The organism is Ruegeria sp. AL1 (assembly GCF_056540905.1).
The window spans coordinates 192,655-218,040 of record NZ_JBQFXP010000005.1 but is presented as its reverse complement, the minus strand read 5'-3'; the positions used below and the strand labels follow the sequence as shown (position 1 = coordinate 218,040).

Annotated in this window: 22 protein-coding genes; 10 read left to right on the top strand and 12 right to left on the bottom strand. The window is 60.5% G+C overall.

Annotated features, from left to right (window positions below):
* Window positions 1-41 precede the first annotated feature (41 nt).
* Window positions 42-611 (top strand): gamma-glutamylcyclotransferase family protein, encoded by a 570-nt coding sequence (locus ACRZ9X_RS10215; protein WP_480518414.1) that lies wholly within the window; start codon window positions 42-44, stop codon window positions 609-611.
* 78 nt (window positions 612-689) lie between these two features.
* Here the strand turns inward: ACRZ9X_RS10215 and gltX are convergent, their stop codons facing one another.
* Window positions 690-2,015: a glutamate--tRNA ligase gene (gene gltX / locus ACRZ9X_RS10210; RefSeq protein ID WP_480518412.1), complete on the bottom strand. Its 1,326-nt coding sequence runs from the start codon at window positions 2,013-2,015 to the stop codon at window positions 690-692.
* 308 nt (window positions 2,016-2,323) lie between these two features.
* On the opposite strand from gltX, the gene ACRZ9X_RS10205 reads away from it, so the two are divergent.
* Window positions 2,324-3,256, top strand: coding sequence for an MBL fold metallo-hydrolase (locus tag ACRZ9X_RS10205; protein WP_480518410.1), 933 nt, complete (start codon window positions 2,324-2,326; stop codon window positions 3,254-3,256).
* Between the two features lie 3 nt (window positions 3,257-3,259).
* Here the strand turns inward: ACRZ9X_RS10205 and ACRZ9X_RS10200 are convergent, their stop codons facing one another.
* From ACRZ9X_RS10200 to ACRZ9X_RS10190, 3 genes are all read right to left on the bottom strand, one after another.
* Window positions 3,260-4,591 carry an NAD(P)/FAD-dependent oxidoreductase gene (locus ACRZ9X_RS10200; RefSeq protein WP_480518408.1) on the bottom strand — a complete coding sequence of 444 codons (1,332 nt, stop codon included), beginning with the start codon at window positions 4,589-4,591 and terminating at the stop codon, window positions 3,260-3,262.
* Window positions 4,592-4,750: 159 nt separating this feature from the next.
* On the bottom strand, window positions 4,751-5,017 hold the full coding sequence (locus ACRZ9X_RS10195; protein ID WP_480518406.1) for a hypothetical protein: 267 nt from the start codon (window positions 5,015-5,017) through the stop codon (window positions 4,751-4,753).
* A gap of 310 nt (window positions 5,018-5,327) precedes the next feature.
* The gene (locus tag ACRZ9X_RS10190; protein WP_480518404.1) at window positions 5,328-6,986 is read right to left on the bottom strand and encodes an NAD+ synthase; all 1,659 of its coding nucleotides are present in this window, start codon (window positions 6,984-6,986) and stop codon (window positions 5,328-5,330) included.
* 152 nt (window positions 6,987-7,138) lie between these two features.
* Here ACRZ9X_RS10190 and ACRZ9X_RS10185 point away from each other — a divergent pair, with 152 nt between their 5' ends.
* Window positions 7,139-8,593 (top strand): MORN repeat-containing protein, encoded by a 1,455-nt coding sequence (locus ACRZ9X_RS10185; protein ID WP_480518402.1) that lies wholly within the window; start codon window positions 7,139-7,141, stop codon window positions 8,591-8,593.
* Between the two features lie 8 nt (window positions 8,594-8,601).
* Here ACRZ9X_RS10185 and ACRZ9X_RS10180 read toward each other — a convergent pair whose 3' ends face one another.
* Complete coding sequence (locus ACRZ9X_RS10180) at window positions 8,602-9,267, bottom strand: SDR family NAD(P)-dependent oxidoreductase (RefSeq protein WP_480518400.1); 666 nt, start codon at window positions 9,265-9,267, stop codon at window positions 8,602-8,604.
* A gap of 278 nt (window positions 9,268-9,545) precedes the next feature.
* Between ACRZ9X_RS10180 and ACRZ9X_RS10175 the strand changes: the two genes are divergently transcribed.
* On the top strand, window positions 9,546-11,114 hold the full coding sequence (locus ACRZ9X_RS10175; RefSeq protein WP_480518398.1) for a 2-isopropylmalate synthase: 1,569 nt from the start codon (window positions 9,546-9,548) through the stop codon (window positions 11,112-11,114).
* 151 nt (window positions 11,115-11,265) lie between these two features.
* On the opposite strand, the gene rlmJ is transcribed toward ACRZ9X_RS10175, so the two are convergent.
* A complete protein-coding gene (gene rlmJ, locus ACRZ9X_RS10170) occupies window positions 11,266-12,051 on the bottom strand; it encodes a 23S rRNA (adenine(2030)-N(6))-methyltransferase RlmJ (RefSeq protein WP_480518396.1) in 786 nt (261 codons plus the stop codon).
* Between the two features lie 155 nt (window positions 12,052-12,206).
* Here rlmJ and ACRZ9X_RS10165 point away from each other — a divergent pair, with 155 nt between their 5' ends.
* From ACRZ9X_RS10165 to ACRZ9X_RS10140, 6 genes are read left to right on the top strand one after another with little or no spacing between them, the layout of a single operon-like run.
* Window positions 12,207-13,253, top strand: a complete 1,047-nt coding sequence (locus ACRZ9X_RS10165; RefSeq protein ID WP_039523195.1) for a rod shape-determining protein — start codon at window positions 12,207-12,209, stop codon at window positions 13,251-13,253.
* A 56-nt stretch (window positions 13,254-13,309) separates the two neighbouring features.
* Window positions 13,310-14,212: a rod shape-determining protein MreC gene (gene mreC / locus ACRZ9X_RS10160; protein WP_480518394.1), complete on the top strand. Its 903-nt coding sequence runs from the start codon at window positions 13,310-13,312 to the stop codon at window positions 14,210-14,212.
* On the top strand, window positions 14,205-14,741 hold the full coding sequence (locus ACRZ9X_RS10155; protein ID WP_480518392.1) for a rod shape-determining protein MreD: 537 nt from the start codon (window positions 14,205-14,207) through the stop codon (window positions 14,739-14,741). The genes mreC and ACRZ9X_RS10155 overlap by 8 nt, the downstream gene beginning before the upstream one ends.
* The gene (mrdA, locus tag ACRZ9X_RS10150; RefSeq protein ID WP_480518390.1) at window positions 14,738-16,687 is read left to right on the top strand and encodes a penicillin-binding protein 2; all 1,950 of its coding nucleotides are present in this window, start codon (window positions 14,738-14,740) and stop codon (window positions 16,685-16,687) included. Before ACRZ9X_RS10155 ends, mrdA begins: the two co-directional genes overlap by 4 nt.
* Entirely contained in the window at window positions 16,684-17,823 is a 1,140-nt protein-coding gene (rodA, locus tag ACRZ9X_RS10145; protein WP_480518388.1) for a rod shape-determining protein RodA, read from the top strand. Before mrdA ends, rodA begins: the two co-directional genes overlap by 4 nt.
* Window positions 17,824-17,838: 15 nt before the next feature.
* The gene (locus ACRZ9X_RS10140; protein ID WP_480518386.1) at window positions 17,839-18,771 is read left to right on the top strand and encodes a 2-hydroxyacid dehydrogenase; all 933 of its coding nucleotides are present in this window, start codon (window positions 17,839-17,841) and stop codon (window positions 18,769-18,771) included.
* On the opposite strand, the gene ACRZ9X_RS10135 is transcribed toward ACRZ9X_RS10140, so the two are convergent.
* The 6 genes from ACRZ9X_RS10135 to ACRZ9X_RS10110 form a co-directional block, all read right to left on the bottom strand.
* The gene (locus tag ACRZ9X_RS10135; RefSeq protein ID WP_480518384.1) at window positions 18,768-20,783 is read right to left on the bottom strand and encodes a M3 family metallopeptidase; all 2,016 of its coding nucleotides are present in this window, start codon (window positions 20,781-20,783) and stop codon (window positions 18,768-18,770) included. The two genes, ACRZ9X_RS10140 and ACRZ9X_RS10135, sit on opposite strands and share 4 nt — an antisense overlap.
* A 58-nt stretch (window positions 20,784-20,841) precedes the next feature.
* Window positions 20,842-21,885 carry a HesA/MoeB/ThiF family protein gene (locus tag ACRZ9X_RS10130; RefSeq protein ID WP_480518382.1) on the bottom strand — a complete coding sequence of 348 codons (1,044 nt, stop codon included), beginning with the start codon at window positions 21,883-21,885 and terminating at the stop codon, window positions 20,842-20,844.
* The gene (gene dut, locus ACRZ9X_RS10125; protein WP_480518380.1) at window positions 21,886-22,341 is read right to left on the bottom strand and encodes a dUTP diphosphatase; all 456 of its coding nucleotides are present in this window, start codon (window positions 22,339-22,341) and stop codon (window positions 21,886-21,888) included.
* Window positions 22,342-22,358: 17 nt separating this feature from the next.
* Entirely contained in the window at window positions 22,359-23,555 is a 1,197-nt protein-coding gene (gene coaBC, locus ACRZ9X_RS10120; protein WP_480518378.1) for a bifunctional phosphopantothenoylcysteine decarboxylase/phosphopantothenate--cysteine ligase CoaBC, read from the bottom strand.
* Between the two features lie 63 nt (window positions 23,556-23,618).
* Window positions 23,619-24,440: a ChaN family lipoprotein gene (locus ACRZ9X_RS10115; RefSeq protein WP_480518376.1), complete on the bottom strand. Its 822-nt coding sequence runs from the start codon at window positions 24,438-24,440 to the stop codon at window positions 23,619-23,621.
* The gene (locus tag ACRZ9X_RS10110) at window positions 24,437-25,315 is read right to left on the bottom strand and encodes an RNA polymerase factor sigma-32 (RefSeq protein ID WP_480518374.1); all 879 of its coding nucleotides are present in this window, start codon (window positions 25,313-25,315) and stop codon (window positions 24,437-24,439) included. Before ACRZ9X_RS10110 ends, ACRZ9X_RS10115 begins: the two co-directional genes overlap by 4 nt.
* Window positions 25,316-25,386 lie beyond the last annotated feature (71 nt).

The following is a 25,386-nucleotide window of genomic DNA, read 5'->3' as shown; positions in this document are numbered from 1 at the left end:
GTTTGACATACATCAATCGTGATCAAAGGACGCAGAGGCTTATGGCAGACCCTTACTTTTTTGGCTACGGCAGCCTCGTGAACCTCGCGACCCACGACTTTCCCGACCCGCGACCGGCCAAACTGAAAGGCTGGCGGCGTGCCTGGCGACACACGGACCTGCGCCCGGTTGCCTTCCTGACCGCGATCCCCGACCAAGACACTGAAATCGAAGGCATGATTGCTCATGTCCCAAAGAACGACTGGGCTGCGCTTGATGAACGGGAATGGGCATATGACCGGGTCCCCGCGACCCAGTCGGTCACGCACCCGCTGACCCATGATGTCGAAATCGCAGTCTACGCCGTACCACCCGCGCGCCACACCTCGCCGACAGATCGGCACCCCCTGGTGCTCAGCTATCTCGACGTGGTGGTCCAGGGTTATCTGCACGCGTTCGGCGAGGATGGCGCAGACCGGTTTTTTGCCACCACCGAAGGTTGGGAGACACCGATCATCAATGACCGCAGCAACCCCCGCTATCCACGCCACCAACAGTTAACCGACGCCGAGCGTCGCTTTGTCGACGCCCGCTTGCAGACGTTGCCCACCCGCATCATTCAGCCAGAATAACGGATGGGCAGAGACACCGCTGCCCTTCTTCTGTTCAAAAATACCTCCGCCGGAGGCACGCGCCGCACGGCGCGTCTGTCATCCGCGCGCGCGGATGACCTGCAACAACGGCAATAAAACCGCCATCTCCGGCCCGCGCTCCATTCCGGTCAGCGCCTTGCGCAGCGGCATGAACAAGCCCTTGCCCTTTCGGCCCGTCGCCTCTTTCACCGCCTTGGTCCAATTGCCCCAGGTCTCGCCGTCGAAGGGACCCTCAGGCAGCAACGCAATAGCCTCCGCGATGAAGTCACGATCCTCGTCCGCGATCAGCGGTTCTGCGCCATCGCGGCACAGCTCCCACCAGCCTTTGAGATCCGCCAAAGTGGTGATGTTTTCGCGCGCCATAGTCCAGAACGGCTCGGCCAGATCGGCGGGAACACCTGCGTCAGCGACGGCTTCGGCCACTTCTGCCAGCGGCAGTGACTGCAGATGCCTGGCCGTGAGCGGGAACAGGTCCTGCACGTCGAACTTGGTCGGCGCCGCCCCAAAACGGTTGATGTCAAACCCATCGATCAGTTCGGCCATGTCCGAGCGCAATTCGACCGGATCAGACGACCCCAACCGCGCCATCAGGCTCAGCAGCGCCAGCGGCTGCACACCCTGTTCCCGCAGATCCCGCAGTGCCAGCGTGCCCAGACGTTTAGACAGAGCCTCGCCCTGCGGACCGGTCAGCAGCGAATGGTGTGCGAAGCGGGGGCAAGTGCCGCCCAGAGTCTCGATAATCTGTATTTGCGTTGCCGTATTGGTCACATGGTCCGACCCGCGCACCACATCGGTCACGCCCATCTCGGTATCGTCCACCACTGAGGCAATGGTATAGAGAACCTGACCGTCGCCCCGGATCAGTACCGGATCAGAGACCGAGGCCGCGTCGATCGAGATATCGCCCAGAATTCCATCGGCCCACTCGATCCGCTCATGGTTCAGCTTGAACCGCCACACCCCGTTGCCACGCTCGGCGCGCAGGGCATCTTTCTCGGCATCTGACAAAGCCAGCGCTGCGCGGTCGTAGACCGGCGGTTTGCCCATGTTCAGTTGCTTCTTGCGCTTGAGATCCAGCTCGGTCGGCGTCTCGAACGCCTCATAGAACCGGCCCATCTCGCGCAGCTTATCCGCAGCCTCGGCATAGCGGTCCAGCCGCTCGGACTGGCGTTCAACGCGGTCCCAGTGCAGACCCAGCCATTCCATATCCTGCTTGATCGCATCGACATATTCTTCCTTCGACCGCTCGGGGTCGGTGTCATCGATACGCAGGATGAATGTGCCGCCTGCCTTGCGTGCGATCAGGTAATTCATCAGAGCGGTGCGCAGGTTGCCCACATGGATGTATCCGGTGGGCGACGGGGCGAAACGGGTCGTTGTCATGGGTGTCTCCTGTTGGCGCGGCTCATGTCACAGGAACGCGGTTTTGTCCAGCCAAACAGGGAAAACGCGCCGGGCGGCGCGTGCCTTCGGCGAGAGTATTTTGGAAAAGATGAAGCGAGGAGTGCCCACTGCCCCGGCATCTGGATTTTTCTAATGGCAAAAGCGCGGGCCGCAGGGCCGGGCTCGCGACCTAAACAAATATTAACACGTAATGTTCAACCACGCAGAGTATATCATGGGCGTATACAGTGGCGACGGGTCCTGACTGATCTATTTCACACAATCATGCTCTGACAGGGAGAAGAAAGATGACCATCAAGATGACACGACGGGCGGCCCTTGGCGCGGCCGCAACTTTGCCATTTGCATCCGCGGCAACTCCGCTTTTGGCAGCTGGAGGCGAGGCAAAGGCCAGTTCGACCATCGCGAAGTCTTTTCATCTGGGCGACTTTACGGTGACAACTTTGCTGGATGGCAGTCTGCCGCGGGATGGCGCCAAGGAGATATTCGGCGGTGGTGCAACGGACGAGGAATTTGCGAAGGTTTCAGCCGAAAACTTCATTCCAGCCGACAAGGCTCATTTCTATTTCACTCCGACTCTGGTGAACACAGGATCGGAACTGGTGCTGTTTGACACAGGCCTGGGTCAGGGCGGCATTCAGGCTGCATTGGCGGATGCGGGCGTAACACCTGATCAGATCGATGTTGTGGTCATCACCCATATGCACCCCGACCATATTGGTGGCATGACCACCAATGACGCTCCGACCTTTACCAATGCGCGCTATGTCACCGCATCGCCCGAGTACGATTTCTGGGCAGCGCAGGAAGCCGGCAATCGCGTTGGCGATCTGGTTGCAGCCAAGGTTACGCCGCTGGCTGAGAAGATGACCTTTGTCGAAGACGGCGGCGAGGTTGCCTCGGGCATTACTGCTGTTGCCGCCTATGGGCACACGCCCGGCCACACGGTGTATCATCTGGAAAGCAACGGTCAGCGGCTGGTTCTGACTGCGGATCTGGCGAACCACTACATCTGGTCCTTCGCGCATCCGGAGTGGGAGGTGCGGTTTGACATGGACAAACCCGCCGCAACAGCCTCGCGCCGCAATGTGCTGGGCATGCTGGCCGCCGACAAGGTTCCGATGATCGGGTATCATATGCCGTTCCCGTCAGCGGGGTATGTGGAACCGCGCGGGGACGGGTTCCGCTTTGTGCCTGTCAGCTATCAGATGATGGGCTAAGCTCTAATAGCCAGGATCCGGCCGCACCACTGAGCCATCCGTGAAACGGGACAGGCGAAAGGCGGTCGGATCGACGCAGGGCGTCGCACCGGTGACCATGTCCGCAATCAATCGCCCCGCGCCCGGACCGATTCCGAAACCATGACCCGAAAAGCCGGTCGCGATATGCAGCCCCGGCACGTCATGCACTTGGGATATCACCGGGATGGCGTCCGGTGTTACGTCAATCATACCTGCCCAGCTTTGAACAATCTCCGCTTGTTCCAGCGCCGGGAATGTGGCCCGCGCGTTTGCCCATGAATGTCGCAGCGCCTTTGGTGACGGGTCCGGGTCAAGCACCCGGCATTTTTCGAAAGGGGTGACATCGGTGGGCAACCATGTTCGGTCCTCCTGCGCTTCGATGGACCAGCGACGGGACAGTCGAAATCGAAGCGCCTTCCACTCTTGCCGGAAGGCGGGCAGGAATTGCCGGGCCAGACGAAAACTGTCGGGCACAATGTCCACCGTGTTCTGATGGCCCGAGGCGATGGAGTACCCACCGTCGGCCCGTTTGCGGATTGCAAAATCGTCCGACCAAAATGCCGCTTCTGGTCCTTGCGGCGCGGGCGACGTGCGCAGTACCGTATTCAGGACTTTCAATTGCGGCAGCGCTATGCCTGCATTTCCGGCAAAGAGCCGGGACCACGCACCACCTGCCAACACGACTTGACTGCAGGAGACACGACCCCTTTCCGTTGCAACACCGGCAACCTGACCGGCTTGCATGTCGATGCTGCGAACGGCGCAATTGGTCATGATCACCGCGCCGCGGTCGCGCGCGGCCTCGGCCATGGCCGGGGCCGCCCATTGTGGTTCAGCCCGCCCATCTTGTGGCATACAGAGAGCGCCAACGGATTCACCGGCCTTGCCGGGCAGCAAATCGGACAGCTGCGCGCCGCGGATCATGGCGGCCCCGGTCCCGAGGGCCTCGACATGGTGCATCCATCGTTCCAGGTTGTTGGCCATTTGCCTGGTCGCGGCGTCAAACACGATGCCCGACTGAACATATCCCGTTTGGCGCCCGATCCGCGCATCCAGACCTCGCCAGATATCGATGGCCACCTGCATCAGAGGGATTTCGCGCGGATCCCGCATACCCAGGCGGACCCATCCCCAATTGCGTGAGCTTTGTTCTGCCCCGATCCGCCCCTTTTCACAAAGCAGTACGGAAATACCTCGCTCGGACAGTTCCAGCGCGGCGGACACGCCGATGATTCCGCCACCGATGACAACCACTTCAACGTGTTTGGGAAGACCTAGATCAGATTCGACAGGGGTCAGAGTTGGGCCGGGCATCAATCGCTCGTATCAGTTTCCTTGCGATGCAATGGAGCCGAAACACAAGAGTTCAGGCAACGGCTATTACCTTGCCTTTGCGCAATTGCGTAATGCTGTGGCCAAACGGCCAAAAGCCCGCCGGAAGGCGAGCTAAGAAAGGCCAGTTTCACGGAATGATCAGGCGGCGCCCGAGAACTCGATCCACTTCTGACGAAGCACCGCGCCCAGACCAGCGTGTTCCTCGCGCAGGTCAGCCGGATCCTGCGGCATCAGGTCAGGAAAGACCGAGTGCGCCTCGGCAGATTCTGAAACAACCGGATCTTCCGCTTTGAGCAGGTCCGCGATTGCGGCATCTGTCTTGGCTTCGTCCAGCGCTCGGCCTTGCGATTCCATCTGCTTCCATTGCAGCGGAGCATGAAGCGGCGTGTCATAATCATTTGCCATTCTTACCACCATAACCTTTACAAGCATCCAAACACACAGATGCGGTTTCCAGAACTTGACCCGACATGGCGACCCCTGATCTTGGGGCCGCCGTTCGGATTACGTCACGTTTGCCCAACTTAAGGCAAACCCCCGGCACAAATGTGGCAAAAGAAGGGCTGTGAGGCAAGTGCAACCAGCGCGCGCATGGGGATTTCACCCACAACCGTAGACAATAAAAACCTGAAGGATTGATTGTCGCCCAATCAGCGTAAAATTCGCCACAATTCGACAGAGCAGTCTGACATGAAAAGTCGAATTAAGGCCTGTTTCAACCGCGATCGCGCCAACGATTCACAATCGGATAGCGACGATCCAGCCAGAACGCACGGGGTGTCAGCCGTGTGCCCGGGGCGGATTGAAAGCGTTTGTATTCGCTGATGTAGATCAGATGTTCGACCCGCTTGACCTCGGTCTCGTCATACCCGGCCCCCACGCAATCGGCGATGGAACCATCCTGATCCACCAGAATGTCCAGAATGGCATCCAGAACCGGGTAATCCGGCAGGCTGTCGCTGTCTTTCTGGTCTGCGCGCAGCTCTGCGCTTGGGGGCTTGTCGATCACGGACGGGCGGATCACCTCGCCTTCCGGGCCCATCATCCAGTTGCGATGGTTGGCATTGCGCCAGCGACAGGTCTCGAACACGCGGGTTTTATAGAGGTCCTTGATCGGGTTGTAGCCGCCGTTCATGTCACCGTAAATCGTGGCATATCCGACGGCGATTTCGGATTTATTGCCAGTGGTCAGCAGCATCTCGCCAAATTTGTTCGACAGCGCCATCAGCAGCAGCCCGCGCAACCGGGATTGGATGTTTTCTTCGGTCAGGTCCTCATCCCGCCCCGCGAACAAGGGGGCCAGCGTGTCCGAGACAGCGGCGCGGCTGTCCGAAATCGGCACATAGTCGTAATGCACGCCCAATGCTCGGGCCACAGCTTCGGCATCGTCCAGCGACGCCCGGCTGGTGTATTCCGACGGCAGCATCACGCAGCGCACGTTCTGCGCCCCGATCGCGTCCACGGCGATCGTCGCCACCAGTGCGGAATCGACTCCGCCCGACAGTCCCAGAACAGCCTTTTTGAACCCGGTCTTGCCCATGTAGTCGCGCAAAGACTGCACCATCGCGCGATAGTCCTGCTCCCATGCGTCCGGCTGCGGCACAATCTCGGCGGGGTTGATCCGCCAGCCTTGATCACCGCGCAGCAAATCCACGTGGCACACGGCCTCGTCAAAGACGGGCATTCGAAAGGCCAGCTCTCCTCCGGGGTTCAGACCAAACGTGGCCCCGTCAAAGACCTGATCATCCTGCGCGCCCACCATGTTCAGATAGATGACGGGCAGCCCCGTTTCGACGACGCGCGCTACCATGTGGTTCAGCCGCACATCATACTTGTCGCGATAATAGGGCGAGCCGTTGGGAATCAGCAGAAACTCAGCCCCCGTCTCCTCAAGCGTTTCCGAGACATCCTCGTGCCAGCCATCCTCGCAAATCGGGCTGCCGATTCGGGTGTTGCCCACCGCATAGGGTCCGCCCATCGGGCCCACGTCATACAAGCGTACCTCGTCAAATACGGTCTCGTTCGGCAAGTGATGTTTGAGCACCTTGCTGGCGATGCGACCCCCTTTCAGGATCAAGTACGCATTGAACAGCTTGCCGTCTTCTACCCATGGGCCGCCGATGGCCAGGGCAGGCCCATCTGAACATTCGCGGGCCAGAGCCTCGACGGCAGCCATTGCGGCGCGGTGAAACACGGGCTTCATCACCAGATCCTGCGTGTTGTAACCGGTGATGAACATCTCGGGCAGGGCAACCAGATCGGCATTTGCGTCCCGGCCCTGCCGCCACGCATCCGCAGCCTTGGCGGCGTTTGCCTCAATATCCCCGACGGTGGGGTTCAGTTGCGCCAGCGTGATGCGGAAACGATCGGCCATTTTACCCTCTTGCCTTCGTCAGTCTTTCAGGGATTTAGCAGATCATGCCGCAAGTGAAAGGCAAATGCGGCAAAAGCCGTTGCCCTGCCCCCGACGGTATCCTAGTTTTGCCCAAAGAACCGACACCACCGATCAGGCAGGGCCAAATCATCATGAACGCGATCCGCATATCCATCGCCGCTGCAGCCTTCGCCTTTGCCACGCAGGCCAGCGCCCAGCAGGACGGCCAGATCATTGTTGCCGATGACGATGTGGGCGGGGTCTATGAGGGCACGTTCGAAAATGGTTTGCGACATGGCACCGGCACCTATCGCCTGCCAGACGGGTTCGAGTATTCCGGCGAATGGGTCGCGGGCGAGATTCAGGGACAAGGCATTGCACGCTATGCCAACGGCTCGATCTATGAAGGCAGCTTCGAGAAGGGCCAGCCGCATGGACAGGGCAAGATCCAGTTCTCGGATGGCGGCAGCTATGATGGGGAATGGTCCGAGGGTGCAATCAACGGCACCGGCGTTGCCGAATACGCCAATGGCATGCGCTACGAGGGTGGATTCAGAAATGCGCGGCATCATGGCAAGGGCGTGATCTCGGATACCGGCGGGTATTCCTATGATGGAGAGTGGGCCGATGGCGTCAAACAGGGCTCGGGTACGATTACCTATGCCGGGGGCGGCACCTATGCGGGTGAGATTCTGGCCGGGCAGCGTCATGGGCAGGGCGAACTGACCATGCCCGACGGGATGATCTATGCGGGTCAGTGGACCGAGGATCGGATCACCGGCACCGGACGGCTGACTCAGGCGAATGGCGATGTCTACGAAGGCAATCTGGTCGATGGCCGCAGGCAGGGCAAAGGCAAGGCCACTTACGCCAATGGCGACGTCTACGAAGGGGATTTCGTGGATGATCAGCGCCATGGTCAGGGAACATTTACAGGCACGGATGGCTTCGTCTACACCGGTGAATGGACCAAGGGCCAGATTGAAGGGTTGGGCGAGGCAAGCTATCCGGACGGCTCGGTCTATATCGGCGATTTCAAGGGCGATCTGGCCGAAGGCAAAGGCCGGATCACCTATCCCGATGGCTCGTCTTATGATGGCGACTGGATTGCCGGGGTGATCGATGGCGAAGGCACCGCCACTTATTCCAACGGCACTGTTTACAAAGGCCAGTTCAAAAACGCCCGCAACCACGGCACCGGAGTGCTGACTTATGCGGACGGGTACCGCTACGAAGGCGACTGGATCGACGGCATCCGTCAGGGCAAGGGCGCGGCGACCTATGCTGACGGTACGGTTTACACCGGCGATTTCGAACAGGGGCAACGCCATGGTCAAGGTGAGATCGTAATGGCGAACGGCTTCAAATACACCGGCCAATGGACCGAAGGGAAAATCACCGGCTCGGGCACGGCGACTTATTCCAACGGCGATGTCTACGAAGGCAACTTCGTTGATGCAAAACGTCAGGGCACCGGGACAATGACCTACGCCAATGGCGAGGTCGAAACCGGCGTCTGGGACAACGGTGCTTTATCCGAAGGTGGCGCGGAGGCGCCTTCTGACCCGGAAGCTGTCCCGGCAGGCGCAGATAGCTCAGACGGGTAAAACGCCGATCACCACGGGATGGGCTTACCCGCCCAGTCAAAGAAACCACCGGTGTCCTCTGGCGTCAGGCCCGCGATCACCGATAGCAGGTTGTGTGCAGCCTCGTCCGGCGCGACCGAGGGATGGCGACCCAGGTATTTTTGGGTGAATGCGGTATTGACCGTACCGGGATGTAATGACACGCAAACCGCCTGCGGATGCGTACGGGCAAGTTCAATCGCGGTCGTGTGGACGATTTGATTAACGGCCGCCTTGGCGGCACGATAACTGACCCAGCCTCCCAACCGGTTATCTCCGATAGACCCTATTCGGGCAGATAAGATGCCCATTACCGATCGCCGGTCATGTGGCAGCAATCGGAAAGCATGTTTCAGGATCAAGGCCGGGCCAACCGCATTCAGCGCAAACTGATCCATCATGGCCCGCGCCGAAACCGCCCGCATCGACTTTTCCGGCGCGGCCCCGTCGATCTCCAGGGCACCGCTCGCCACAAGGATCAGATCATACGGCCCTTCCAGCCGGGAAAGGGTTTGTTCGGCACCATCCGGGTCCATTAAGTCCAGTCCGTCTTGCGTACGTGACAGGCCAGTGACCGCGACCTGTTGCGCGCGCAGGCACAGGGAAAGCGCCTGTCCGATACCGCCGCTTGAACCGATGATCAGTGCCGATGCCATGGGCGGAAACCTAGCGGGTTCCCGTGCGTGTTCAACGCTCTGCCAGTATAAATACATAATGCAGACATTTTCTTTCTTTTCATTCCCAATCCGCATTGTATAACCTGACCTCATGATCAACCGCGCAGATATCCCCTTTGCCGACACCGCCCTTCGCGGTGCGTCGCTGCGTGGCCTACTGATCCTAATCCGCCTCTGAGCGTGCCATCCGGCGCGCCCGCTCAGAGGAGGACGCCCGCGCGCCATAGGCTTTAGGACAGAAGAAGAAAGAGTACCCCATGACAAACGTGACCGAACAAGACCGCGTCTTGATCTTCGACACCACTTTGCGCGACGGCGAGCAGAGCCCCGGAGCGACCATGACCCATAACGAGAAGCTGGAGATTGCCGAGCTGCTGGACGAAATGGGCGTCGACATCATCGAGGCCGGATTTCCCATCGCCTCTGAAGGTGATTTCAAGGCTGTCACCGAGATCGCCCAGCGTTCAAAAAACAGCCGAATCTGCGGTTTGGCGCGCGCCAATTTCGCCGATATCGACCGCTGCTGGGAGGCGGTGAAGCACGCCGGGAAGAATCGGATTCACACCTTTATCGGCACCTCTCCGCTGCACCGCGCCATCCCGAACCTGACCCAGGACGAGATGGCCGACAAGATACACGAAACGGTCAGCCATGCGCGCAACCTGTGCGAAAACGTGCAGTGGTCGCCGATGGACGCGACGCGGACCGAGTGGGACTATCTGTGCCGCGTGATCGAGATTGCGATCAAGGCGGGCGCGACGACGATCAACATCCCCGATACCGTGGGCTATACCGCCCCGGTGGAATCCGCAGACCTGATCAAGCGCCTGATCGAGACGGTGCCGGGCGCGGATGAGGTGATCTTCGCCACCCACTGTCACAACGACCTCGGCATGGCGACCGCGAACTCGCTGGCGGCTGTCGCGGGCGGCGCGCGTCAGATCGAATGCACCATTAACGGGCTGGGCGAACGCGCAGGCAATACCGCGCTGGAAGAGGTCGTGATGGCCCTGCGCACCCGCAACGATATCATGCCGTGGCACACCGGTATCGACACGACCAAGATCATGCATATCTCGCGCCGCGTGGCGACGGTGTCGGGCTTCAACGTGCAGTTCAACAAAGCCATCGTCGGCAAGAATGCTTTTGCCCATGAAAGCGGCATTCATCAGGACGGGATGCTGAAGAACCGCGAAAATTTCGAGATCATGCGCCCCGAGGATATCGGCCTGTCCGGAACCTCTCTGCCATTGGGCAAGCACTCGGGCCGCGCCGCGCTGCGCGACAAGCTCGAGACTTTGGGCTTTGATGTGGGCGACAACCAGCTCAAGGACATCTTCGTTCGGTTCAAGGATCTGGCCGACCGCAAGAAAGAGGTGTTCGACGACGACCTGATCGCCTTGATGACGCTGGATGAGGCGGATGATTACCTGCAACTGGTCTCGATGAAAGTTACCTGCGGCACCGGCGGTCAGGCGGAATCGACCGTTGAGCTTGAGATGGACGGCAAGGACATTATAGCCACCGAGCATGGCGATGGGCCGGTTGACGCAACCTTCAAGGCGATCCGGGCGATCTATCCAAACAAGGCCCATCTTCAGCTTTATCAGGTTCATGCGGTGACCGAAGGGACAGACGCGCAGGCCACGGTTTCTGTGCGGCTGGAAGAAGACGGGATGATTGCAACCGGCCAGTCCGCGAATACGGATACGGTGGTGGCCTCGGCCAAAGCGTACATCCATGCTTTGAACCGCCTGATCGTTCGGCGCGAGAAAACCGGCCCCGGCAGCGATGCGCGCGAGATCAGCTACAAAGATCTGACCTGATCACCGTGTAAGGCGGGCTCCCGCACCCGCGGCAGTCCGGCTGCGCCGAACCACCTTGCGGCTTTGGGCCCGGCTGCGCGCCTGCAGCGCGCAGCCGGGCCCAACTCGATTGGCGGCATCTTTGATGCTGGCAATCGGGGCGGGAGCCCTCCTAAAGCCCTTCAAACAAGGCTGACAAGCGCGCCATTTCTTCGCCAATGCCAAACGGCGCATTCACAAAGAACATCCCCGATCCCACCATTCCATGCCCGTCGCGCGCAGGCGGGAACCAGACTTCGTGCCCTTCGGCTTTGGGCAGGTTTTGTTTGCGCAAAGCCTCGATCATCGGTTTATGCCGGCCATCCGTCAGGATCGGGTACCACAAGGCAATCACCCCGACATTCCATTTCCGATGCGCCTTTGCGATGAACCCCGGCAGGCGGTCATATTCCGATTTGATTTCGTAGCTCGGGTCAATCAGCATCATTCCCCGGCGCGGCATCGGGGGTAGAAGCGATTGCGCCAGCGCATACCCGTCCTGTTTGTAAACCCTGGCACCATGGGGCGACAACGCCAGCGACAGAGCGGCGTATTCCTGCGGATGTAGTTCGGCGAAATGGAGATTATCCTGTTCTCTTAACAGATTGGCCGCGATCAGGGGCGAGCCTGCATAGGCCTGCGCCCCATATTGCGCCCGAACCTTTGCCAGCGCAGTTGACAAGGCATGACCTGCCCCGAACCACCCATCCCGTTGCGCGCGTTTGATCCCGGCTGAGGCCTCACCGGTACGTACCGCTTCGGCAGTGTCCAGGTGGTATAAGCCTCGTCCCGAATGCGTTTCCAGATAAGTGATCGGTTTATTCTTGCGGGTCAGATATTCGAGCGCACATGCCAACAAAGCGTGCTTTTGCACATCAGCCAGATTTCCAGCGTGGTAAATATGTTGATATGAGAGCATGTTGCCTTCTAAAGTCCCAATCAATAAGGCGGAAAGGTGCTGATTGTCGCGGAATCAGCCCTTTTACCGGGCGAGATGGCACCCTATAAGACATCCGTCCCGGAACCGTCGAGTCGCGGGCAGTGAAAATTCTGACGAACGGGATCAGTGAAAACATGGGAATCTTTGGCAATCTGGGCGGCCTGTTCACAGCGGACATGGCGATTGACCTTGGGACGGCGAACACGCTGGTTTATGTCAAGGGGCGCGGTGTCATCCTGTCTGAACCCTCGGTTGTCGCGTATCATGTCAAGGATGGCGTCAAGAAAGTGCTGGCGGTAGGCGAGGACGCCAAACTGATGCTGGGCCGCACGCCCGGGTCCATCGAAGCAATCCGTCCGATGCGCGAAGGCGTAATTGCCGATTTCGACACTGCCGAGGAAATGATCAAGCACTTCATCCGCAAGGTGCACAAACGTTCAACCTTTTCAAAGCCCAAGATCATCGTCTGCGTCCCTCATGGCGCGACGCCCGTTGAAAAACGCGCGATCCGCCAGTCGGTTCTGTCAGCAGGTGCCCGCCGGGCTGGTCTGATTGCCGAGCCTATCGCGGCCGCGATTGGGGCTGGCATGCCGATCACCGATCCGACCGGCAACATGGTTGTCGATATCGGCGGCGGCACCACCGAAGTGGCCGTTCTGTCGCTGGGCGACATCGTTTACGCCCGTTCGGTCCGCGTTGGCGGCGACCGCATGGATGAGGCCATCATCTCGTACCTGCGCCGTCAGCAGAACCTGCTGGTCGGGGAATCCACCGCCGAACGGATCAAGACCACCATCGGTACTGCCCGCATGCCCGACGATGGCCGCGGCCAGTCGATGCATATTCGTGGGCGCGACTTGCTGAATGGTGTGCCGAAGGAAATCGAGATTAGTCAGGCGCAGGTCGCCGAGGCGCTTTCGGAACCTGTCCAGCAGATTTGCGAGGCAGTGATGACCGCGCTGGAGACCACGCCGCCCGATCTGGCGGCTGACATTGTCGACCGGGGCGTGATGCTGACCGGCGGCGGTGCTCTGCTGGGCGATCTGGACCTTGCCTTGCGCGAACAGACCGGTCTGGCCGTGTCGATCGCTGACGAAAGCCTGAATTGTGTGGCTTTGGGCACCGGCAAAGCGCTGGAATACGAAAAACAACTGCGCCACGCGATTGACTACGAAAGCTAAGGCGCGCACCCTTACGGGGTGAAAACTCGGGCACGAGCAGCACGGGAAGGTAACCTGTGGCAAAGGACCGATCACAGCGCGACGAATATACAACCCCTCTGCGCCGCCTGCTGTTGGGGATAGTCGTTCTGTGCCTGCTGGCGATCTTTCTGGTCTGGCGCATTGACAGTCCGCGCGTGGAAAGATTCCGCGCGCAGGTGGTCGACAAGGTCGTCCCATCTATGGAATGGGCCATGGTTCCGGTGACCGCCGCCGTAAACCTTTTGCGCGATTTCCAAAGCTATCAGCGGCTCAGCGCCCAAAACCAGGAATTGCGCAGCGAATTACGTCTGATGCGCGCCTGGAAAGAGGCCGCGCTGCAGTTGGAACAGGAAAACGCCCGCCTGCTGGACCTCAACAATGTGCGGCTCGATCCGAGGCTGACCTATGTGACCGGCGTTGTGATGGCCGACAGCGGATCGCCCTTCCGGCAGTCAGTGCTGCTGAACGTGGGCGCCCGGGACGGCATCATGGACGGCTGGGCCACGATGGACGGGATCGGCGTGGTCGGGCGTATCTCGGGCGTAGGGCCGGACACGGCACGGGTTATCCTGATGACAGATGCCAGCAGCGCCATTCCGGCAACCATCCAACCCTCGGGTCAGACGGCGTTGGTTGCCGGGGACAATACAGCGGCACCGCTGGTGCAATTTCTGGAAAACCGCGAACTTGTCCGACCCGGCGACCGGGTTGTCACCTCGGGTGACGGAGGCGTGTTTCCCGGCGGCTTACTGATCGGTCAGGTCACGGCCGATCCCGGCGGTCGGTTGCGCGTGCGCCTGTCGGCCGACTTTGAGCGGCTCGAATTCCTGCGCGTCCTGCGCTACCAGTCGGCCCCGACGATCCGGGACCCCGGAGGCATCGTGGGCCCCAAACGGCCCGAGGCCGCGCTGGCCCCGGCGGAGGTCGGTGATGGATAATCAGGCCTCTCATATTTGGTCCAAACGGATCTTGTACCTCGTTCTGGCCACATTGGTGATGTTCCTCCACCTGCTGCCACTGGACACCAAACCGGATCGCTGGCCATTCCCGGACGTCCTGATCGCACTGACTTTTGCATGGACCCTCAGACGTCCGGAATATGTGCCCACGGTGCTGATCGCTTTTGTTTTGCTGATGGCCGATTTGCTGCTGCAGCGCCCGCCGGGATTGCTGGCCGCACTTGTGGTTCTGGGCGCATCATATCTGCGCTCTGCTGCACCCGGAATGCGGGACGGCGGTTTTGCAAGTGAATGGACCGCGGTAGCGATGGTGATCACGACGGTTTTTGTTCTGAACCGTGTGATTCTTGCTATTCTGTCGGTACAACAAGCGGCTTTGGGACCGGTGATGGTGCAAGTGATACTGACGATTGCGGTCTATCCTCTGATCGTTCTGCTGAGCCAGAGCGTCTTTGGCGTGCGGCGCATGTCGGTGGCGGACCCTGCGACACTGGGGGCCCGCACATGAAACCGCGCAAACCCAAATCCCAGGGCCTCGCCTATAAACGCCTGCCCCGCCGGGCGCTGGTGCTGGGTGGGCTGCAGGCAGCGTTTGTCGGCGGGCTGGCGGCCCGGATGCGGTTCATGCAGGTCGATCAGGCGGATGAATACCGCCTTCTGGCCGAAGAAAACCGCATCAATATCCGTCTGATCCCTCCGACACGTGGCCGGATTTATGATCGCAACGGGCAGATCATCGGGCAAAACTCGCCTTCCTACCGCATTGTGATCGTGCGCGAGGATGCGGGCGATATCGACAAGGTGATCGCGAAACTGTCCAACCTGATCCCGCTGACCGAGGATGAGATTGAGCGTGCCAAGACCGAGATGCGCCGTTCGGCCCCGTTCCTGCCGGTCACGCTGGCCGATCAGGTGACCTGGGAAGACATTTCAAAGGTCGCAATCAATGCCCCGGCCCTGCCCGGCGTTACGCCCGAAGTGGGTATGACGCGGCAATATCCCCGGTACGAGGATTTTGCCCATGTGGTCGGCTATGTCGGCCCGGTCAGCGATTATGATCTCAGTCAGATCGAAGACCCCGAACCGGTGCTGCGCATTCCGCGCTTTCAGATCGGCAAGGTCGGGCTGGAGGCGAAACAGGAAATCAGCCTGCGCGGCAAGGCTGGTGCCAAACGGGTCGAGGTCAACGCCACCGGTCGGGTTATGCGCGAGCTGGACCGGCAGGAAGGCACCGCCGGGGCGGACCTGCAATTGTCGGTCGATGCTGATCTGCAGCAATACGCTCAGGCCCGTCTGGCCGGGGAAAGCGCCGCCGCCGTGGTGATCGATTGCGAAACGGGGGATATCCGGGCAATCAGTTCCGCGCCCAGTTTCGACCCCAACCTGTTCGTGCGCGGCATCTCGGTGGCCGACTATCGCACGCTGACCAATGACAATTACCGCCCGCTGGCCAACAAGACCGTGCAGGGCACCTACCCGCCGGGTTCGACCTTCAAGATGATCACCGCGATGGCCGCGCTTGAGGCTGGCGTGATCGGACCCGGGAACACGGTTTATTGTCCCGGTCACCTGAAGGTCGGCAGCCGCCGCTTTCACTGTTGGAAACGCGGCGGACATGGGACAATTGACCTGAACCTGTCGCTCAAGCGCAGCTGTGACGTGTATTACTATGACGTGGCCGTGCGGACCGGGATCGACAAGATCTCGGATATGGCGCGCACCTTCGGTCTGGGCGTCAAGCACGATATCCCCATGTCTGCCGTCGCCGCTGGCCTTGCGCCCAATCAGGCGTGGAAGGAACGGGTACACGGCGAAGGCTGGCTGGTGGGTGACACTGCCAACGCTTCGATCGGTCAGGGCTTTATGCTGGCGTCTCCGCTGCAACTTGCCGTCATGACGGCGCGCATTGCCACAGGCCGGGCGGTGAAACCGCGGCTGGTCCGCTCGATCAACGGGGTTGAGCAGCCCTCAGGCGCAGGAGAGCCGCTGGCCGTCAATCCCAACAACCTTGAGCACGTGCGCAAGGCTATGTTCTCGGTCTCGAATGACCGGGGCGGAACAGCCTATCGCAGCCGTATCATCGCCGATGAATTTCGCATGGCGGGCAAGACGGGCACCAGTCAGGTACGCAACATCACAAAAGCCGAGCGCGCCGCTGGTGTGATCCGAAATGAAGATTTGCCATGGGAACGCCGCGACCACGCGTTGTTCGTCAGCTTTGCGCCCTATGACAATCCGAAATACGCCATTGCGGTGGTGGTGGAACACGGCGGCGGCGGCTCCAAAGCCGCGGCGCCGGTGGCCCGTGATATCCTGTTGCAGGCGCTCTATGACGGCACTCCTCCGCTTGAGGCCTATCCCGCCGGGGACCGCGACCGCATCAAGGAACAGCAAAAACGGCTGGAAGGCGACCGCCGTCCCAAAGCACGCCCGTCCGAGAAGGATCGCGCGTGAGTTATCTTGAAAATACCGTCAAATCCACGCCATCGGGATTCCGCAAGTTCCTGTATATGAATTGGCCGCTGACGCTGCTCTTGATCAGCGTCGCAAGTGCCGGGTTCCTGATGCTGTTTTCCGTGGCAGGCGGGTCATGGCGGCCCTGGGCCGAGCCACAGATGGAGCGGTTCGGGCTGGGCCTGACGGTGATGTTCATCATCGCTCTTGTCCCGATCTGGTTCTGGCGGAACATGTCAGTGGTGGCCTATCTGGGCTCGATCGGGCTGCTGGTCGTGGTCGAGCTGTTCGGCACGATCGGCATGGGCGCGCAGCGCTGGATAGACCTTGGCTTCATGCGGCTGCAGCCGTCCGAGGTCATGAAAGTCGCGCTGGTGATGGTGCTGGCCGCCTATTACGACTGGCTGCCCGCACATAAAACATCGCGCCCGATCTGGGTCATCATCCCGGTCCTTCTGATCCTGATCCCAACCTTTATGGTGCTGCGTCAGCCAGACCTCGGCACTTCGATCCTGTTGCTGGCGGCCGGGGGCGGGCTGATGTTTCTGGCCGGAGTACACTGGGCCTATTTCGCAGCGGTGATTGCAGCGGGCGTGGGGTTGGTCGCTGCGGTATTCAACAGCCGGGGAACAGAATGGCAACTGCTGAAAGACTATCAGTTTCGCCGCATCGATACTTTTCTCGATCCCTCCACCGATCCGCTGGGCGCAGGCTATCACATCACGCAATCCAAGATCGCGCTGGGGTCCGGCGGGTGGAACGGGCGCGGCTTCATGCAGGGCACTCAGTCACGGCTGAACTTCCTGCCCGAAAAACACACCGATTTCATCTTCACGACCCTGGCGGAAGAGTTCGGCTTTGTCGGCGGTATAACGCTGCTGATCCTTTATGCGATGATCCTGATCTTCTGCACGGTCACGGCACTGTCTACAAAGGACAGGTTTTCGTCTCTGGTGACATTGGGCATCGCTTTGAACTTTTTCCTGTTCTTTGCCGTCAACATGTCGATGGTCATGGGGCTGGCTCCCGTCGTGGGCGTGCCGCTGCCGATGGTCAGCTACGGCGGATCGGCGATGCTGGTTCTGATGGCCGCCTTTGGCATCGTTCAAAGCGCCCATATCCATCGTCCCCGATAAGCTGAAAGGCCGCAGATGCCCGTGAACGTCCTGTTTTCCGCGCGCCCCGAGCTTTGGCCCGTGTATCAACCTCTGCTGTCCCAAGGGCTGACCGACGCCGGGCTTGAGTTCAGTTTGGCCACTGAAATGGCCCCCGATCAGGTTGATTACGTTGTCTATGCCCCCAATGGAGGACTGCGCGATTTTACGCCCTATTCCCGCCTCAAGGCCGTTCTGAGCCTCTGGGCCGGGGTCGAGACGATCTCGGACAACGAAACCCTGACTGTCCCGCTGGCGCGAATGGTGGACGGTGGGCTGACGCAGGGCATGACGGAATGGGTGGTTGGCCATGTGCTGCGGTATCACCTTGGAATGGACAGGCACATTACAGTGCAGGACGGCGTCTGGAACCCAACCCCTCCGCCGCTGGCGTCGGAACGTCATGTCTGCATTCTGGGTCTCGGCGCACTGGGCGAAGCCGCCGCCCGAGCGCTAAGTGCGTTGAATTTTCAGGTTTCGGGTTGGAGCCGCACTGCCAAAGACATCCCCTCAGTGGCATGTCTGTACGGTACCGGCGGATTACGTACGGCCCTGTCCCGGGCCGAGATCGTTGTCTTGTTGCTGCCCGATACCCCTGCGACCGAAAATGCCCTGAACGCGGAAACACTTGCGATGCTGCCGAAGGGGGCGTGCATCATCAACCCCGGGCGCGGTCCCCTTATCGATGATGACGCTTTGCTGGATGCTTTGAATACTGGGCAAGTGGGTCACGCCACGCTGGATGTCTTCCGCACCGAGCCATTGCCTGCTGATCATCCATATTGGGAACATCCCAATGTGACGGTTACACCCCATATCGCTTCGGAAACCCGCCCGGCGACGGCCGCGCAGGTGATCCTAGAGAACATACGGCGCGGCGAGGCCGGTGAGCCTTTCCTGCACCTTGTTGACCGCGATCTGGGTTATTAAGCCGCGATAAGGCCGCGCCCTTTTAACAGCGCCTCAACCCCAGGCAAGCGGCCCCGGAACGCCAAGTACAGATCTTCTGCCTCACGTGATCCACCGGTTGAAAGGATGTGCTCCTCCAGCGCGCTGGCGCGTTCAGGGTCAAAGGCGCCTCCGGCTTCTTCAAAGGCGGCAAAGGCGTCCGCGTCCATGACCTCGGACCACATGTAGCTGTAATAGCCCGCGCTATAGCCGTCGCCGGCAAAGACATGGGCGAAATGCGGCGTGGCGTGGCGCATACCGATGGCGGGCGGCATACTCAGATCGGTCAGAACCTCGGCCTGTCTGGCCATCGGGTCAGCGGGGGCGGCCCCATCGTGAAAGGCCAGATCGACCAGCGCCGAGGCCACATATTCGACCGTCTGGAACCCCTGATCGAAATTGGCGGCTTGCAGCACTTTCTCCAACATCTCCTGTGGCATTGCGGCGCCGGTATCGGCATGAGTTGCAAATTCAGCCAGAACTTCGGGCACTTCCAGCCAATGTTCGTAAAGCTGACTGGGCAGTTCCACGAAATCACGCGCGACCGAGGTGCCCGAGACGCTTTCATAGGTCACATCTGACAGCATCTGATGCAGGGCATGGCCGAATTCGTGAAACAGGGTCCGCGCGTCGTCATAGGATAGCAGCGCCGGATCGCCCTTGGCAAAGTTGCACACGTTGATGACGATCGGGGTCTGAACCTTCGGATGTCTGGCCTGAGACCGCATGGCACTGCACCAGGCACCCGACCGCTTCGAACCCCTTGCGAAGTAATCTCCGATGAACACCGCCACATGCTGGCCGTTTCGCGTCACTTCCCACGCCCGGCAGTCAGGGTGATACAGCGGGATGTCCAGCGCTGCGAACTCCAGACCGAACAGGCGATTGGCGCAGGCAAATGCCGCCTCGATCATCCGATCCAGTTGCAGGTAGGGTTTCAGTGCCGCCTCATCCAGATCATGCTCGGCCTTGCGGCGCTTCTCGGCATAGTAGCGCCAGTCCCACGCGGCCAGCGGGCCGTTGACACCGTCCGCCTGCATCATCCGGGTCAGGGTGTCTGCGTCCGCCTCTGCGCGCGCCCTGGCCGGTTCCCAGACCTGCATCAGCAAGTCGCGCACACGGTCAGGTGTGCGGGCCATCTCGGTTTCCAGCTTGTAGGCGGCGAAACTGTCATAACCCAGCAGATTGGCCCGTTCCGCGCGCAGTGCCAGAATTTCCGCTGCGATTTCACGATTGTCTGTCTCGCCTCCATTTGCACCGCGCGCGGCCCATGCACGATAGGCTGTCTCGCGCAGGTCCCGACGCGGAGAGAATTGCAGAAAGGGTACGATCAGAGATCGCGACAAGGTCACAACAGGCCCATCCGCGCCCTTTTCCTGCCCGGCGGCCCGGGCCGAAGCCACCACGAAATCGGGCAATCCTTGCAGATCATCCTCGGACAGCTCCATGAACCAGTCCCGCTCATCCGCAAGCAGATTCTGTGTGAAGGACGTACCCAAAGAGGCCAGCCGCGCCTTGATCTCCTGCATGCGGGCATCGCTTTCGCCAGTCAGCGCTGCACCGGATCGGACAAACCCGCGATGGGTCAGCATCAGCACACGGGCCTGTTCTTCGGTCAGGTTCAGCGCATCCTTGCGCGCCCACAGGTCGGACAAACGTTGAAACAGAGCCTTGTTCGACGAAATAGCCGAGAAATGCGCCGCCAGTTTGGGTGAGAACTCCCGCTGCAAGGCTTCGCGCGCCGGATTGCTGTCGGCACCGGCAACGGTGAAAAAGACCGACAGGACCTTGTCCATCTGTTCCCCGGCCGCTTCCAGCGCCTCGATGGTGTTTGCAAAACTCGGCGCATCCGGGTTGTTTGCAATCGTTTCGATCTGTGCCGAATGGGCCTGCATGGCCGCGTCCAGAGCGGGGGCAAAATCCGTATCCGAAATCTTTTCGAACGGAGCGATTTCAAACGGGGTGGTCCAGTCGGACAGGATCGGGTTGGTCATGGAACTCTCCTTTGCATCCTACCTAGGAGCGGGGATGCGAATGATCCAGTACGGACGCCTATTGATCGCCGCAAACCGGACAATCCGTGCGGCGCGACAGGCTGATCTTGCGGCTTTCCCCATAAAGCGCGTCATAGATCAGCATCTCGCCGCGCAGAGCCTGTCCTGCGCCGGTGATCACCTTGATCGCCTCGACCGCCATCATTGACCCGACCACCCCGGGCAATGGCCCGATCACCCCCGCCTCGGCGCAGGAGGGGGCCAGACCTGGGGCCGGGGCCTCGGGGAAAATACATTGATAGCAGGGCGCATCGCTGGCCGGATCGAACACGCTGAGCTGCCCTTCCCACTGGGACAGCGCCCCCGAGATCAGGGGTTTGCCCAATGCCACCGCCGTACGGTTGGCCAGATAGCGTGTTTCGAAATTGTCTGTGCCGTCAAGGATCAGATCAAAGTCCGAGAACAGATCGGTTGCGATGTCATCCGTCAGGCGGCGGTGATACGGCAGGACAACGACGTTGGGGTTCTGTGCCTGCATCGCCTGTTGGGCCGAAAACACCTTGGGCATCCCGATATCCGTATCCCGGTGGATCACCTGCCGCTGCAGGTTGGCGTTCTCGACCACGTCATCGTCGATGACACCGATAGTGCCGACGCCAGCTGCAGCCAGATATTGCAGGGCTGGCGCGCCCAATCCTCCGGCGCCGATCACCAACACGCGCGCCCGTTTCATCTTCTTCTGCCCCGGCCCACCCAGCTCGCGCAGAACGATATGGCGGGCATAGCGTTCAAGCTCGGTCTCGGAGAATTGGTCGGATGGCATGGCAGGCTCCTTGGGCACGGCGGGCGCTGCCCGGTTGCGCAGCGCGTTCAGCACCCTTCCATAAACCAGAACCAGAATGGCGAAACCACCCAATATCAGCCACATCGCCGCAGAGCCGCCAGTCGCCTCGCGCAACGGATGACCATCGGGCAAAATCAGCTGCGCAACGATCACGCCCAGCAGCAGCACCCCGACCGAAACCATTCGGGCCATTCGGGACACGCCAGCCACATATCCAATGGCCCACAATGCCGCCGCTAGAAGAAGTACCAGCAGCATCTAGACGCGCCCGGTCGAGCCGAACCCGCCCTTGCCGCGATCTGTCTCGCTCAGCGCGTCTGCCGCCTCGAACGTCGCTTGAACCACCGGGGCCACCACCAGTTGGGCGATGCGTTCGCCGTGGGTGATCTCGAACATCTCATGTCCGGCGTTCAACACGATCACCCCCAGCGGGCCGCGATAATCACTGTCAATCGTGCCCGGCGTGTTTGGCAAGGTAATGCCATGTTTCAATGCCAGACCCGAGCGTGGGCGAACCTGTATTTCATAGCCGCTGGGGATTTCGACGCGCAATCCCGTGGGCACCAGCGCACGCTGACCGGGCGCAAGCGCAACAGGCGCTTTGTCCGGAAGATTCGCGCGTATATCGGCCCCAGCCGCGCCGGGTGTTTCGTAAGAGGGTAACGGGATCGAAGGATCGGACCCGGCCTCGCGAATGACGCGGATTGCAACCATGACTGCTCCTTTTTTGCCTAACCGGCCAGTGCGTCGGCGATCCGCGTGGCCAGACGCTCCGCTACCGCATCTTTACCCATGCGCGGCCATTCCTCGGCCCCGGTATCCGAGATCAGGATGACGGCATTTTCGGACCCGCCCATGATCCCGGTCGCGGGGCTGACATCGTTGGCGACGATCCAGTCACACCCTTTGCGCGCCCGTTTGGCAGTGGCGTGATCCACCACATTGTCGGTTTCAGCGGCAAAGCCCACAACCAAAGACGGTCGGCCTTCGGACATATGCGCGACCCGTTTCAGAATGTCGGGATTTTCTGCGAATTCCAGCGTAGGCATACCGTCCCGTGTTTTCTTCAGCTTCCGGTCCGAGGCGCTGGCCACACGCCAATCCGCAACAGCCGCAGCAAACACTCCGGCATCGACCGGCAAGGCCGCATCTACGGCGTCCGACATCTGTTGCGCGGTTTCCACCGTGATGACCTGCACGCCGTCGGGTGGGGCCACCTCGGCAGGGCCGGTCACAAATACAACTTCGGCCCCAAGCGCGGTCAGAGCTCGGGCAACAGCCGCGCCCTGCGCCCCTGATGATCGGTTAGCGATATAGCGCACCGGATCGATGGGTTCATGGGTTGGACCAGACGTGACGAGAATGCGTTTGCCTGCGAGCGGGCCTGCGGTCAGACCCGCCTCGATCGCGGCAACGATCTCCAATGGTTCGGACATTCGGCCCGGGCCAAATTCGCCGCAGGCCATGTCGCCTTCGTTCGGCCCCACGAACCGGACACCATCGGATTGAAGCTGTTTCAGGTTGCGCTGCGTCGCAGGGTGATCCCACATCCGTACATTCATCGCAGGCGCACACAGGACCGGAGTATCGGTGGCCATCAACAGGGTCGATGCCAGATCATTGGCCAGCCCTCCCGCCATCTTGCCCATCAGGTCGGCAGTTGCCGGGGCAACAACGACCAGGTCGGCAGAGCGGGACAATTGGATATGGCCCATCTCGGCCTCGTCCGTCAGATCAAAGAGATCGCGATAGGCTTTCTCACCAGACAGCGCAGATACCGACAAGGGGGTAACGAATTCTTCCGCAGCGCGGGTCAGAACCGGCGTCACCGCAGCGCCGCGTTCGCGCAGACGACGGATCAGGTCCAGCGACTTATAGGCCGCGATCCCTCCGCCGATGATCAGCAGGATACGTTTCGATGCCAGCATGTTATGCCCTTCCCGTCCCGGTCGGCCCTGACATTAGGCAAGGCTGCCAGACAGTTCCAGCCGTTAATTCTGCGTCTCGAATGCTTTGCAGGGGTCCTCGCGATCGACTGACGGGCTGTCGACCACAGCGTCAAATTCGCCGGATATTGCTCCATCTTCGGACTGACCAAGCACAAAAACCTTCAACCCCGGACGCATTCGGGACAGGAATGTGGGTATGCCACGGTCCTTGCGGGCATGACCATTACCCGTAATGACGGCCACGGGGCCTCCGGTTTCGTCCGTTGCGCGCAGGATGGCGCGGGTCAACACCGCATCCCTGAGACGCTGAATCGCGACCATTTGGGGCAAAGCTTCGGCAGGCAAGGCATCGCAATGCGCCGCCAGTTGATCCGCCTCGCGTGCGGCCTGATCCTCATCCGACAAGGGCACGGTCAGCCCATAGCGCGCAGCGTCCGCACCCAGCGCGGTGGCCGCGCCACGCTCCATCGCGGCACGTGCTGCGGCACGGGGGACCATGGCCCCGTAAACCGGCGCATTCGAGGCCTGAAACACCGGATAATACATACTGAGCGGCGGCCAGCCGGATTCGGCCCAGCGCAGGATTCTGGACAACTCCTCGGGGTTGGTCGACGCTTTCTGCGCCAGCCGTTGTGCCCCTTCTTCGGTCACCATTTCCCAGACAACCGCCGAGGGTCCGATAGCACCTATCGCCTCGGTCTGTACCTTGTGGTGATTTGGGTTGTCATGAATCTCACCCAGAAGAACAACATCTGCCGCGCGCATGTCGTCCAGAACGTCCTGTGGTATCAGATCGCCCGCCCGCACCGCTGACGCCGAGATCGCGACCGCCAAAAGGGCCGTAAGAATCGCAAATTGTCTCATGCGAAGAAGTGTTGCACCTCGCGCGATTGCGCTTCAAGGTTCTTGCGCATCTTCACGAAAGCTGCCGCTTCCAGTTGGCGGACACGCTCTTTCGACAGGCCCAATTCCTTGCCAAGGCTCTCCAACGTCCGCGCCGGTTCACGCAGCTTGCGTTCACGCACGATAAAGCGCTCGCGGTCATTGAGCGCCTGCATCGCAGTCACCAGCCAGTCGCGCAACTGCTCGGTGTCGTGCCGGTTCTCAACCGTTTCCGCAGCTTGTTCGCTGTCATCTTCCAGCGCATCAATCCACTCGCGCCCTTCCTCGTCGGCCGATTGCACCGCGTTCAGCGAGAAATCAGAACCCGACAGGCGTCCTTCCATCATCTCGACATCACGGAGGGGCACGCCGATCTCGGTCGCGATCATCTGATGCAACTGATGACGATCCAGCTCCATCCCGTCGGTGGCGGCTTCACGCTCCAGCCGGGCCTGAACACGACGCATGTTAAAGAACAGCGATTTCTGGGACGAGGTCGAGCCGGTGCGCACCATAGACCAGTTGCGCATCACGTAATCCTGGATACTGGCCTTGATCCACCAGACCGCATAGGTCGAAAATCGAACGCCACGATCAGGATCGAACTTGTCGGCGGCCTTCATCAGGCCCAGCCCGGCCTCTTGGATCAGATCGTTCATCGGCGCGCCATAGCGCTTGAATTTGGCCGCCATGGAAATCGCCAGCCGCATGTAAGCCGTAATCAGTCGGTGCAACGCCTGCTCATCCCGCTCATCGCGCCAGGCATAAGCAAGTTTCAATTCGGTCTCGGCGTCCAGCAACTCGGCCTTCATGGCCTTGCGGGACATTGAAAATTCGTTCGCATTGTCCAGTGCCATGAAAACCTCCCCTTTTCACAGGCGACAAGCCGGACTTGCTTTGCCGACCTATGGTCGATACGCAGGGCAAA